The sequence below is a fragment of the Paraburkholderia phenazinium genome (genome assembly GCF_900100735.1).
GTDB lineage: Bacteria > Pseudomonadota > Gammaproteobacteria > Burkholderiales > Burkholderiaceae > Paraburkholderia > Paraburkholderia phenazinia.
Genome location: NZ_FNCJ01000007.1, coordinates 175108 through 188096, shown reverse-complemented (window position 1 = coordinate 188096; position 12989 = coordinate 175108). Strand labels below are relative to the sequence as shown.

Below are 12989 nucleotides of genomic sequence, written 5' to 3'. Positions count from 1 at the left end.
CCACCTCCAATGTATATATTTAGCCATCCTATTCACTTAAAGCAGCAGCGGGAGTTCTATGACTACTGGCGACCCTTTAACAACTGGAGCGGAAGCACTGACCGTCGCACGATCGCCGGCGCCCGCTTATGTGCCGGCAGCAAAGGCTCCTGCGCAGCCAACGCCCACACAGTCCACGCTTTCGCTTCGCCTCGCGGTTGGCCTCGTTGGGATGCTGTTTGCGTCTTTACTGGCCATTCTCAACGAGCAGGTCACAGCACTCTCGATGGCTGACATTCAGGGCGCGCTCTCGATTGGGCATGACGATGGAACCTGGCTGACCGCCCTATTTGAAGCAGCCAATGTCGCGACGATGGTGTTTGCCCCGTGGTTTGGGATCACGTTCACGCTCAAGCGGTTCGCGATCGGCGCCGTGATCGCGACGATGCTCTTCGGGTTCCTCTGCCCCTTCGCGTCGAACCTGCTTACGCTCTATGTGTTGCGCGTCCTGCAGGGGATTGCAGGCGGTTGCCTTCCGCCGATGTTGATCATCGTCGCGCTGCGCTATCTTCCGCCAAAAGTAAAGCTGTACGGACTCGCCGGGTACGCCCTCACGGCAACTTTTGGACCGGCGCTCGGCACACCGCTCGCCGCTTTGTGGACCGAGTATGTCGGTTGGCAAATGGTCTTTTGGCAAATCGTGCCGCTTGGTATCGCGGTCTGCGTGGCGATCCAGCAAGGGCTTCCGGACGATCCGCTCAAACTCGAACGGCTCAAGGCATTCAACTGGACCGGGTTTCTGACGGGATTTCCAGCCGTCGCCATGCTCGTGACCGGCCTTCTGCAAGGCGATCGTCTTGACTGGCTCAATTCCGGGTTGATTCGTGTGATGTTTATTGGCGGGACGCTGCTGTTTGCGACATTCCTCGTCAATGAGTGGTTTCACCCGCTGCCGTTTTTCAAGCTGCAGTTGCTTGCGCGCAGAAACTTTACGCACGGACTGACCACACTCGCGGGCGCGGTGATCCTGCTGGTCGGCGTGGCGGCAATACCCGCCCAATACCTCGCCAAGGTTCATGCCTACCGGCCACTGCAGGCTGCGCCCTTGTCGCTGCTGGTTGCGATCCCGCTGTTGATCACGCTTCCTCTGACGGCTGCGGTCCTGAATCTGCGGCGGGTTGACCACCGGTGGGTCATGGCGATTGGACTGTGCCTCATGGTCGCCACATGCCTGATGGGGAGCTTCATCACCTCCGAGTGGATCCGCAACGATTTCTACTGGCTTCAATCGATACAGATCGTCGCGCAACCGATGGTGATTCTGGGAATCCTGATGGGCGTGACGACGGGACTCGCCCCGGCGGAGGGTCCATTTGCCTCAGCGATGTTCAACTCGCTGAAGACATTTTCGGCGGCTGTGGCGACCGCGTTAATCGAAGGCTTGGGGACCGATCGCGAACGCCTGCATTCGAACATGCTCGTGGACCAATTGGGCAATCACGCGCTGATGACGAGCCAAAGCATCGATGCGGCTCATGGTCTCGGCGAACTTGCCCACCGGATCCACGAGCAGGCCGTGGTCCTGACCTCCGCGGATCTCTATCGCGTCCTGGCAGGCGTTGCCATCGCAGTTCTTTTCCTGGTGCCCGTGTTACCCGTGCGCATTTACCCGCCGTGGTGCACGACGCCGCCCTCTTCTCGTTAAGGGACGATAATCATGTCATCCGCTGCTCGCTCTCCCCTCAAAGTCATTCGTGTTGCCGCTCTGGTTGTCGCCGTCGGCGTTGGCGTATGGGCTTGCTCAAGCCTGTCTGGCGGCTCCAATACCGAATCCACCAACGATGCCTATGTCGAGGCGGATTTCACCCTCGTGGCGCCGCGTATCGCCGGCCAGGTCACCGACGTATTCGTCGACGACAACCAGGCGGTCAAAGCCGGGCAATTGCTGGTGCGCATCGATGATCGCGACTTCAGGGCCGCACTGATGAGTGCGCAAGCAGACGTGGCAGCGGCAAAGGCGTCCGTCGCGAACTACGACGCCGAGATCGCGCGGCAACCTTCGCTGGTCGAACAGGCGCGTGCGACGCTGAAATCCGACGATGCATCGATCGCGTTTGCACGGCAAAACGCCGCGCGCTACCAGGATCTCTCGGAAGCCGGCGCCGGCACAACTCAGGAGCAACAGCACGCTGCCAGCACGCTTGCCGAGCAGCTCGCGCAGCAGGCTCACGACCAGGCCGCGCTGGAGTCGACCGAGCAGAACCTGAACGTACTGCAGACCCAGCGCGATAAGGCGGCCGGCGCGCTCGCACGCGCCGAGGCGGCGCTCGAGCAGGCAAAGCTCAATCTGTCCTATACGGAGATTCACGCGCCGGTCGACGGCAAGGTTGGACGGCGTTCTGTCCGGGTTGGCGCATTCGTGACGCCGGGAGCACCGCTGCTCGCGATCGTGCCGCTGTCCGACGCTTATGTCGTCGCCAACTTCCAGGAAAACCAGATCACCTATATGCGGCCTGGCGAAAGCGTGCGGATCAAGGTCGACAGCGCGCCCGGCGTGGTGATTCGCGGCCATGTCGATAGCCTCGCCCCTGCGACCGGCGTGAGCTTTGCGCCTATCGCCCCCGACAATGCGACAGGCAACTTCACCAAGGTCGTCCAACGCGTACCGGTGAAGATCGCCATAGACCGAGGTCAAGAGGCGGCGTCCGCGTTGAGCGTGGGGCTTTCTGTCGAAACGGTAGTGGCCGTCGGTCAGCATGGCGACGCACCAGCCCAAGCGGGAGATGGAAAATGAAGGCGAACAATTTTTCTCTCCGCATGTTCCGCGCGTTAGCGTTGGAGATATTGGCGTGCCTCGTGATAGCGGGCTGCACCGTAGGACCGGATTTCCAACGTCCAACCACGTCCACACCGCCGCAAGTGTTTGAGCGCACGCAATCTGCACAAGCACCCAGCAAGGCCGTCGAGGCAGGATTCAGCCCAGATTGGTGGACCCTGTTTAACGACCCTACGTTGAACGCGCTCGAACAGCAACTGGCCGATGCGAACCTCGATGTGGCCGCGGCGTCGGCACGCCTTCGGCAAAGCCGGGCCGAACAGCGCGTTGCGGGTGCGGCCGAATATCCCACGCTAGACGGCGCTGCGTCGTATGACCGCGAGCGCGGCAGCGAGAACGGCATTCTGTCGCTGCTCGGGGTCAGCCCGACCGAAACCCAGTCGCAATCCGCTTCGGGTGGTGCGCCGCTTGGCGTGGCGCCGTTGCCGGGCTCCAAGGGGTCACCGGCTTACAACCTCTATCAAGCGGGCTTCGATGCATCCTGGGAACTCGATATCTGGGGCCGCAATCGACGCGGTGTCGAAGCCGCGACTGCCTTGACGGAAGCTTCCTATGAAGACCGCAACGCCGTGTTGTTGTCTGCCCGCGCCGAACTCGCGCGAGACTATATCGAGTTGCGCGACACCCAGTCGTTGCTTCGCATCGCGAAACAAAACCTCGAGATTGCTCGCGATACCACGAAGCTCACCCAGGTACGCGTGCATGAGGGCGTGACAACGGATCTGGACGTGGCCAACGCTTCCGCGCAAGCGGCGTCAATCGAAAGTCTGATTCCGACGCTCGAAGCGCGCTGCGAGACCACCATCAACGCGATTGGCGTCTTGCTCGGCGAGGAACCGGGTGCACTGCAGAAAACACTCGGCGAACCGCATGACGTTCCCGAGCTGCCCGCACAGGTGCCTATCGGCTTTCCATCGGAGCTGGTGCAACGCAGACCCGATATCAGGAAGGCGGAAGCGGACCTGCATGCGGCCACGGCGTCGATCGGCATGGCAAAGGCCGATTTTTATCCGCGCATCTCGCTCAACGGCAGCGCGGGTTTTCAGAGTCTTCAGCTCTCGAGCCTCGCCAACTGGGCGTCGGGACAGTTTGTGGTCGGCCCCTCCATCACGATGCCGATCTTCGAAGGCGGGCGTCTCAAGGGAACACTGCACCTGCGCGAGGCGCAACAACAGGAGGCCGCGATCGTCTACCAACGCACCGTACTCGAAGCATGGCGCGAGGTGGACGATGCTCTCGTCGTCTACGACGCCGAGCAGCAGCGCCGCGATCGACTGACGGCGGTGGTTGCTTTGAACCAGCGCGCCCTCTCGGTCGCGCAGCAACGCTACAAGGCTGGGGCACTTGACTATCTCGACGTGCTGAACGTGCAGAAGCAACTGCTAGACGGCCAGAGCAAGCTGGAGCAAAGCAAGGCCACCGCTGCCGCGAATCTCATCACCCTCTGCAAGGCGCTCGGCGGCGGCTGGGAATCGACTTATGCCAATTCATCAGCCTCGCGTTGATGCAGTGGCTCCGGGCTCGACAGCTGGCCACGTAGGGCTATGTTGCCCTACAGGTCCAGCTTTCGTTCGCTCATCCACTTTAGTTCGATTGCTCCGCGTTAGCGGTCAACGCGCTGCTGTATATGCGCCGGATAGCGCTCGCCGACAATCTGTATCTCGCGCAACGCTGACTCGATCGCCGCCAGATCGTCCGACGACAGTTCCACAGCAGCGGCCCCTACGTTCTCTTTCAACCGATGCAACTTGGTGGTGCCCGGTATCGGCACGATCCACGGCTTCTGTGCGAGCAACCAGGCAAGTGCAATCTGAGCGCGCGTGACGCCTTTTCCGTCCGCTATCGCACCGAGCACGTCGACGAGCGCCGCATTCGCCTTGCGGTTCTCTTCAGAAAAGCGCGGCACGACGTTACGAAAGTCGCTTTTGTCGAATACCGTATCCGTGTTGATCGCGCCAGTCAGAAAGCCCTTGCCCAAAGGGCTGAAAGGAACGAAGCCAATGCCGAGCTCCTCGAGTGTTGGCAGCACGGACTGCTCCGGCTCGCGCCACCACAACGAGTATTCGCTTTGCAGCGCGGCGACCGGCTGTACGGCATGAGCACGACGAATCGTTTGAGCGCCGGCCTCCGACAAACCGAAGTGCCCGACCTTGCCCTCCCGAATCAGGTCCCTTACGGTTCCCGCAACGTCTTCGATCGGAACATTCGGATCAACGCGATGCTGGTAGAACAGGTCGATACGGTCGGTCTGGAGCCGCTTCAAGGACGCCTCGGCAACAGCCCGGATGCTTTCGGGACGGCTATCAACCGGCTTCTTCGAATCGCCATTTTGAAAACCGAACTTCGTGGCAATCACGATGCGATCACGAAACGGCGCTACGGCCTCCCCCACCAGTTCCTCGTTGACGAACGGGCCGTAGCACTCGGCCGTGTCGAAAAAGGTGACGCCCGCGTCAAACGCCGAGCGTATGAGTGCAATGCCGTCCGCTCTCTCGACGGCCGGCCCATAGCCGAAGCTCAGGCCCATGCAACCGAGGCCGATAGCCGAAACTTCGGGTCCAACCTTACCCAGCTTGCGCTTTTGCATTGCTGTCTCTCCTTCAGTTCGCCATGCGGCGTGTGAAGGACCAAGCTTAGTCCGCTGTAGCGCGTTCAACAATCGGTCTACAATTACATGAGCTTATGAACATACTTCAACAATGCAAAAAGCAGGTCTCTCCGAATTGACCGTATTCGTGGCAATCGCCCATCAGGGCAGCTTCAGTGCGGCCGCGCGTCATCTGGGCGTGTCGCCGTCGGCGCTCAGCCATGCCCTGCGCGCGCTCGAAGCACGCCTGGGCGTGCGCTTGTTCAACCGGACGACGCGCTCGGTGGCGCTCACTGAGGCGGGAGAGCGATTCCTGCGGCGTGTCGGTCCCGCCATTGCCGACCTGGACGAGGCCGTGAGCGAAGCGTCTTCCACACGCGATCGTCCGTCGGGCGTGGTTCGCATCAGCGCGTCGGAATCCGCGGCGAAGCCGCTCGTGCGCAGCGTCTTGCCGGACTTCCTCGCGCGATACCCAGACATCCACGTTGAAATCGTTGTGGATACGCGGCTGGTCGATATCGTTGCTGACGGATTCGACGCGGGCATTCGCGTCCTGCAAGACGTTCCTCGCGACATGATTGCGGTGCGTTTCGGACAGGATATGCGCTTCGTAGCGGTGGCATCGCCCGAGTATTTGCGGCAACATCCGGCACCGCAGGCGCCACACGATCTCGCACAACATCGATGCATCCGTTTTCGTTTCGAGAGCGGCGCCCTATATCGATGGGATCTTGAACGTCGCGGCAAGAGCGCGAGCATTGACGTCGATGGTCCGATGACGCTAGGCAACCTCAACCTCATGATCGAGGCAGCCCTCAATGGGATTGGAATTGCCTGGGTGCCGGATTATGTTGCGGCCGAGCATATTCTCTCGGGACGGCTTGTCCCGTTGCTCGCTGACTGGAGCCCATCGTTCCCCGGCCTGTGCCTCTATTACCCTGCGAATCGCCATCCTCCAACAGCGCTGCGGTTATTTGCGCAGGCAGTCCGGGATTGGGCTGAAAACAATGCAAACGTCGCACCGTCCGCGCGTCGAAAGCGATGACGGTTGGCGGTAACGAGGCGAGCTTGCGAAGATGCGCGATTGTGCAATCGCCTTGCCGCGCCCCGGGATGATCACGGCCCGTCGCGCACGAACGCGACTGCTACCGCATCCGCATGGATGCGCCGCCATCCAGGGAGCTTCGCAACCATCTCTGCCGCAGGACTGCGGTTAGCGAGCAGTGCCCAGCGGATCCTGTACTGCCCCACGAGCTTTTCAAACGCGGCTCGATCTGGTCGCATGGCATCGACATACGCCAGGATGAAGGGATCGCCATACATATCGGCGCGACCGTCGACGAACGGCTTCACGCGCCTGAAGATTAGATAGCCGCCGAATTCGTAGCTATTGAAGCCCGGGGTCGTCAGCAGGCTATCGGGCACAGCCGAGATCGCGGTAACGGGCGACACCGGGTCGTCGCCACGCACGATCGGAAACGCGAAACGCAACCCTGCCAGCAATGCCGCGAATGCCAACCCGACGGCCACCCCTTGAAGCTGCAGTCGGCGGACGGCCAGTGCCTCTTGCTTGCTGCCGAACGCGCGCCCGAGCGGCTCGGCGAGCACCGCGGCCCCGACGATGCCGGCCAGCATCTCATGCCGACTGTGCCGGTACGCCAGATACATGAGTCCGGCGACGATGACGAGACGCGGCGCAGACACCCGCACGCGCCGCGACACGACGACGTACAGCAGCGCGGCGAGTGCCCCTTCAATCGGCTGAAGCGAATGCAGATCGAGAGGTTGCCATTCCCCGATACTGGCGACGTTCTCCATTGCGGTAAGCTGGAATGGAAAGAGCAAGCCGTGCCATCCGTGCGGCGTGAGCAGCGCTGTTGCTAGCGCGGCAGCGAAGAACAGCGCCCAGGCGCGTGCGACGCGCCATCCATCACGCTTTGCCTCAAAGAAGGCGTCAAAGGCAATCGGTATGACCAGTGCGAGGCCGAAGATGAAGCTGGCGTGAAGGTTCGCCCAGATCAGCATCAGCGGCAATAGTCGTAGCGGCGGCGAAGCGCGTCTTTCCTGCGCGGACAGCAGACCAATCGTCCACAGCACAAGGATCGGCAAAGCGAGCAGATGTGGACGCGCCAGAAGGCTGGAACTCAGGCACGTCATCCCGAGGGTTAGCGTGACAACGGCGGCCAGCGGGCGCAACCGTCCTGCGAGGTACCACGCGAGGCAGCCTGCAGTCGTCGCCGTCGCGATGCCGAACAGCACGACGACTCCGTTCCAGCCGCCGGCGCGGTATGCAAGCGCCATCAGCAGTTCGGACAGCCACTCGTGCGCGACCCATGGATGACCAGCCATCGTGAACGAGAAGGGATCGACATGCGGCACGCTGTGGTGCTCGAGGATCCACACGCCAGACGCAACGTGCCAGTATGTGTCAGGATCGTTCAGTACGGCAGGCGTGAACAGCACGACTCCGTATCCAATCAATGCAGCAATAAGTGGGAAAGACAGCCAGCGCGAAGGTGGAACCACCCGTGTGTTTGCGAAGACGAGATTCTGCAAGTGGGTCTCCTTCGGGGTTAGGGCCGCACACGTGGATTCAGTAGCGAAGGGCTGAAGGGCAACTATCAACCGTTGCCGAAGCCAGGCGATTCTAAACCGCCATATTGTCTAACGGCCGGGCGGGTGGAAAGTTGAATCGCGTCCGCGCGAGAAGCCATAATCTGTTGCTGGGATTGAGCAGTTTGCGCCGACATCGGTGAATGTCCGCTTCACGATCGGCTCAGTTCGTTAAGGGTTATTCGATGCCTGCCCTCACTCCGGTGGCTATGTGCGTGCCGCGGCGCGTGTGGGCAGGCATCGAATAACCCTTAACGATACCTGCCTGATGACGATTGGCACAACGCGCCCCCAACCGCCGTTCCGAGCCCATCAAGCCGGGCTCTGACAAGTCAGCTTCAACGAACCGTAATTGGACGTTTGAGTCCCGGCAACGACAACGACAGAGCTTCTGCCTCGACTACCTCCTGTTCCAAACGGGAAAGGAAACGAATGCTTTGCACGCTACATCACTAGAGTCTCAGGAAGCGACAACAACCGGCGATGGGTGATCGTTTCAACGGCCTGCTCGACCGAAACGTTAGCCGTGTCAACGACAAGATGCTCCGATTCCCATGGTTCATATCGACGTTCAAGCACGTTCTTCCATGTCGGCAGTTCGTGGCCAGGAATCTCGGCTTGTCGCGCCTCAACCCTCAGACGGTGCGTCGCTGTATCAGAACAGATCAGCTCAATCTCGAAGATGCGCACACCTGCCTCAAGCGCCACAGTTCTCCAGGCGCTGCGCGTAACGTGCAACGCATTGACCGAGTCCGCGACGACGTTCAACCCAAGACGTGAGTTATCCGCAGCAACTGCATATCCGGCCAGATAGCCGGCAGGTCCGATATCCACCGGTCCGCTCCCGGACGCGATGAATGCCTGCTCCAACGTATCGATACGCAGATAGACTGCGCCGAGCTTGCGAGCGAGCGTTTGCGCTACCCTGTCCTGATCTGATAGCCGTAGCGGCTCACCGTCTCGATCTGCACGTCCGGCAAATGCTGCGCGAGCTTGCGCCGCAGCCGCGACACCACCAGATTCACGCTCGACGGATCGACATCGTCCTTCTCCGGCCACGCGTAGCGGATCAGTTGATCGCGCGGCACCGGCGCATTGGGCTGGCGCATCAGGCATTCGAGCAGCAGGTACTCGCGCCGCGTCACCACCAGCCGGCCCTGGCCGTCCACCAGTTCGCGGGTGAGCGGATCGAGCGTGAGTGCCGCGCTCGCCGCGGCAACCGCCGGCAGCAAATCCTGCGCCGCGCGCGAGACGGCGTTGCGCCGCAGCGCCTGCATGCGCTCGTGCATTTCGATGAACGAATAGGGCTGTCCAAAGCAGGCATCCGCGCCGGCTCGCAACATCCGGGTGCGATCCTGGGCACTCGACTGCCCCAGCACCACGACGATCGCGGCCCCCGTCGCGGCCTCGCCAAACTGCGGCAGTGCCGCGAGCAGGCCGTCATATGAAGCCGGTTCGAGCGACATGAGGACGATCGCGTCGAACGGCTCCTGGGTGGCGAGAAACGCACCGTCGCGCAAATCGTCGGCGCGCTGCAGGCTGTGGGCACTTTCTTGCAAGGCTTTATAGAGCCACGCGGATTCAGGATGCGATGCGGCGACGAACAGAATGCGCATTCAGCCTCCCATAAGAGCAGGCAAGCGACCAGGAAGGAAAACCGGCATGGTCATGCGAGCGTCCTCGACCAGCATTCGATGCTCACGTGCGTGCCAGGGTCAGCGTTGCCGATGCGCATCGTAAAGTCGTGCACGCGCATGACGGCCGAGACGATGGAAAGCCCCAGCCCCGAGCCCGCGAGATGGCGCGTACGCTCGCCGCGATAGAAGCGTAGCAGCACGGCGTCGCGCTCGTCGAGCGGGATGCCTGGGCCGTTATCGACGATCTCCACTAGCGGCCCAGCCGGCGTTTGTCTGAGCGACATCCGCACGGCTCCACCCGGCGGGGTGAACTTGAAGGCATTGTCGAGCAGGTTGCTGAACGCTTCGAACAACAGTGCGCGGTCGCCGTGAATCGCCTCGACGGCCACGGACTCCACCGTAAATTTCAGCGAGCGGATTTCGGCAAGCGGTTCGTACAGCTCACCAACTTCGTCGACAAGCGCTTGCAGTTCGACCTCGGCAAAGCCGCCGCGCCGCTGCAGCGTGCCGATCTCGGAGATGCGCAGCATGGCGCGAAAGCGGTCGAGCAGCGCATCGGTTTCGCTACGGGCGCGCTCCACGAGACTCGAGAGCGCCGCGTCGTCGACGCTGTCGGCGCGCTCGGCGACGTGCACCAGCAAGGTTCGCACATGAGCGAGCGGCGTGCGCAGGTCGTGGGCAATGCCGTCGCAGGCGCCCTTGACCTCGTTCATCAGCCGCTCGACTTCTTCGAGCATGTGATTGACCAGATGCGCCAGCATGTCGATCTCGTCGCGTCCGCCGATCGGCAGGCGCTGGCCGAGATCGCCCTGGGCAATGCGCTGGGTGACGCGGCGAATCGCTTTCAGGCGGCGCATCTGCCGCACGCTCAGCGCGAGGCCACCCACCACGCCGGCCACAAGGCAGAGAATCCCGCCGCCGATCAGCGCATTGACGATGGTTTCGCGAATCCGCAGGATGTGCGTGAGATCGCGCGCCAGCACCAGGGTCTCGCCGTCGCTGCGGCGCTCGGCCATGGCGCGCACCACCGGCGCCGGTTCGCCGCCCATCACCTGCAGGGTGTGCTCGAGCGTCACGCCGCGCCGGTCGACCGGCAGATTGGGCGGCATTGTCAGTACGTCGCCGGCGATATGCTGGCCGTCGGCCGCGAACAGGCCGTAGTAGTTCGAATGCATCCGCTCATGTTCGAGCCGCCGGTGGATCGCTTCGGACAGCTCGCTGTGCGGCATCGAGTCGAAGTAGATGAACTGCCACTCCATCACGACGTCGGTCTCGCGCTCCATGTCGCCCGTTACCGCGCAACCAATAAAGCCGAGCAGCGACATCACCGAAATGGAAAAGATCACGGCGTAGACCGTAATCAGACGAAAGGTGGTGGAATGCCAGCGGCGCCCCAGGGCGGATTGCGCGGGGAAAGAGTTGTCCGTCAAGGTTGTCTGCTCACGCGAGGATATAGCCCGAGCCCCGCACGGTCTGGATCATCTGTTTGACCCCGGGCGGGTCGATCTTCTTGCGCAGGCGGCCCATGTGCACGTCGATCAGGTTGGTGCCCGGATCGAAGTGATAGCCCCATACCGCCTCGAACAGCATGGTGCGGGTGATGGTCTGGCCGGCGTGGCGCATCATGAATTCGAGCACCCGGTACTCGGTCGGCAGCAGCACGATCTCTTCGCCATCACGCTGGACCTTGCGCGAGATCAGATCGAGTTCGAGCGGGCCGACGCGCAGCGTCGTCTCGAACTGGGTGGCCGGGGTTTGACTGCGGCGCAGCAGCACTTCGAGGCGCGCGGTCATTTCCTCCGGGTCGAAGGGTTTGGTCAGATAATCGTCGCCGCCTGCACGCAACCCGCGCACGCGCTCGTCCACGTCGCCGAGCGCGCTCAACATCAGCACCGGCGTCTGGATGCCGATGCTGCGCATGGTGGTCAGGATGGTCAGGCCGTCGACGCCCGGCAGCATGCGGTCGAGCGTGATTACGTCGTATTCGTCGCTGATGGCGCGCGCCATGCCGTCGCGGCCGTTGGCCACCCAATCCACGGTAAAGCCGCGGCTTTTCAATTCACCGACAATTTCGTTCGCGGTGATCTCGTCATCTTCGATTGTCAGCACTCGCGACATGATGATTTCGCGCGCCGCAGCGAACTCAGCCATCTTGAGCTGCGTGCGCGACTGGTTATCAGCAGAAGGACATGATGCCATATTCGGCTTGCGGGTTGAGTTCGAGACCGGGCGGCGCGTGCGGCGCCGCGGCATGGGGGACAGCGATGTGCACAGGCTACGCGCGCGCTTTTAACGCTTGCACATCGGTTTCATTAAAAAATATTTAAGTTGGCGCCTCGCGCCTGCACCTGCGGGCGTGAGCAGCCGGCGCGCGAGCGCCCCGCTGCAGCGGCCGCGGGGTAACGATGAAACAACTTTCATCCTTACGAGGCCGGTCCGGTAGTGGCCATCCCCTAGCCTTGTCTGCATCCGGCGGCCCGTCGCGGCTCTCGCTGGTGTGACCTTAACCGGAGGAATGCAGACATGAAGCTCGCTACGAAAACCGCTACCAGAACCGTCTTGATGGCCCTGCTGCTGGCAGGCAGTGCCTCGGCCATGGCGGCCCCGCACCTCACGCCCCAGGAGTGCAACGACTATCCGTTCAAGCCGCTCAAGGCCGAGGTGACGCACCGTCAACTGATGCGCGAACTGGGTGAACTCGAGGCCGTGGGCTACAACCCCGCCGCCGACGACGCCGTCTACCCGGCCGATCTGGAAGCGGCCCAGAAAAAACTGCAGGCCGAGTACCGCAGCGACTGCGCGACGGCTGCGCCAATGACGAATGCCCAGGGAGCCGGCAATGCTGCGGCCCCGGCCGCGACAGGCGCGGCGAATCCGGCGAGCTAGCCGGCGGGCCGCAACACGCGAGACGCGAGACTGCGCTGCCTGGGTCTCGCGTCGGCCCCGTATGCACCTCGCATCGACCCTGCCGTTCCCCTCCCGCATCCCCCGCACCGTGCTACTTTTTTTTCCTGGTGCAGTCAATCGCCCACCTGCTTTAGAATCCTTTAAAGCAGCGTTGAAACCCCATACCGCTTTTCATCGCGCCGTATATAAGTATTAACGCGAAGCGCGATAAGCTTACAACATCATTCTGCATATCGTTGAAGATAAACGGCTTTTTTGCCGGAACCCTGCGATATTGTAAGCAAAGCACTCTAGCGCACTCCACGCAATTAGAGTGACGCCTCTAAACACAGTATGCCCCCATCAAAAAAAGTTTGACGCGTGATTTTGAACTGATATCGTTCCGTCGCAGGAATCACAGCCGCACACCTAAAGCTGGCCTGTGAAATAC

Annotated in this window: 11 protein-coding genes; 5 read left to right on the top strand and 6 right to left on the bottom strand. The window is 61.8% G+C overall.

Annotated elements, in window-relative coordinates:
• Positions 1-58 precede the first annotated feature (58 nt).
• From BLQ92_RS17865 to BLQ92_RS17855, 3 genes are read left to right on the top strand one after another with little or no spacing between them, the layout of a single operon-like run.
• Positions 59-1684, top strand: coding sequence for an MFS transporter (locus tag BLQ92_RS17865; RefSeq protein ID WP_090685860.1), 1626 nt, complete (start codon positions 59-61; stop codon positions 1682-1684).
• 12 nt (positions 1685-1696) lie between these two features.
• The gene (locus BLQ92_RS17860; protein WP_090685859.1) at positions 1697-2773 is read left to right on the top strand and encodes an HlyD family secretion protein; all 1077 of its coding nucleotides are present in this window, start codon (positions 1697-1699) and stop codon (positions 2771-2773) included.
• Entirely contained in the window at positions 2770-4320 is a 1551-nt protein-coding gene (locus tag BLQ92_RS17855) for an efflux transporter outer membrane subunit (RefSeq protein ID WP_090685858.1), read from the top strand. The genes BLQ92_RS17860 and BLQ92_RS17855 overlap by 4 nt, the downstream gene beginning before the upstream one ends.
• A gap of 98 nt (positions 4321-4418) precedes the next feature.
• Here the strand turns inward: BLQ92_RS17855 and BLQ92_RS17850 are convergent, their stop codons facing one another.
• A complete protein-coding gene (locus BLQ92_RS17850; RefSeq protein ID WP_090685857.1) occupies positions 4419-5402 on the bottom strand; it encodes an aldo/keto reductase in 984 nt (327 codons plus the stop codon).
• Between the two features lie 112 nt (positions 5403-5514).
• Between BLQ92_RS17850 and BLQ92_RS17845 the strand changes: the two genes are divergently transcribed.
• Entirely contained in the window at positions 5515-6447 is a 933-nt protein-coding gene (locus tag BLQ92_RS17845; protein ID WP_090685856.1) for a LysR family transcriptional regulator, read from the top strand.
• 71 nt (positions 6448-6518) lie between these two features.
• On the opposite strand, the gene BLQ92_RS17840 is transcribed toward BLQ92_RS17845, so the two are convergent.
• The 5 genes from BLQ92_RS17840 to BLQ92_RS17820 form a co-directional block, all read right to left on the bottom strand.
• A complete protein-coding gene (locus BLQ92_RS17840) occupies positions 6519-7865 on the bottom strand; it encodes a hypothetical protein (RefSeq protein WP_218133041.1) in 1347 nt (448 codons plus the stop codon).
• Positions 7866-8459: 594 nt separating this feature from the next.
• Positions 8460-8849, bottom strand: a complete 390-nt coding sequence (locus tag BLQ92_RS17835) for a P-loop nucleotide/nucleoside kinase family protein (protein WP_244106464.1) — start codon at positions 8847-8849, stop codon at positions 8460-8462.
• Between the two features lie 86 nt (positions 8850-8935).
• A complete protein-coding gene (locus BLQ92_RS17830) occupies positions 8936-9631 on the bottom strand; it encodes a winged helix-turn-helix transcriptional regulator (protein ID WP_090685854.1) in 696 nt (231 codons plus the stop codon).
• 50 nt (positions 9632-9681) lie between these two features.
• The gene (locus BLQ92_RS17825; protein ID WP_090685989.1) at positions 9682-10977 is read right to left on the bottom strand and encodes a HAMP domain-containing sensor histidine kinase; all 1296 of its coding nucleotides are present in this window, start codon (positions 10975-10977) and stop codon (positions 9682-9684) included.
• Between the two features lie 115 nt (positions 10978-11092).
• Positions 11093-11770 carry a response regulator transcription factor gene (locus BLQ92_RS17820; RefSeq protein WP_090685988.1) on the bottom strand — a complete coding sequence of 226 codons (678 nt, stop codon included), beginning with the start codon at positions 11768-11770 and terminating at the stop codon, positions 11093-11095.
• 405 nt (positions 11771-12175) lie between these two features.
• Here BLQ92_RS17820 and BLQ92_RS17815 point away from each other — a divergent pair, with 405 nt between their 5' ends.
• Complete coding sequence (locus BLQ92_RS17815) at positions 12176-12538, top strand: DUF4148 domain-containing protein (RefSeq protein ID WP_090685853.1); 363 nt, start codon at positions 12176-12178, stop codon at positions 12536-12538.
• Positions 12539-12989 lie beyond the last annotated feature (451 nt).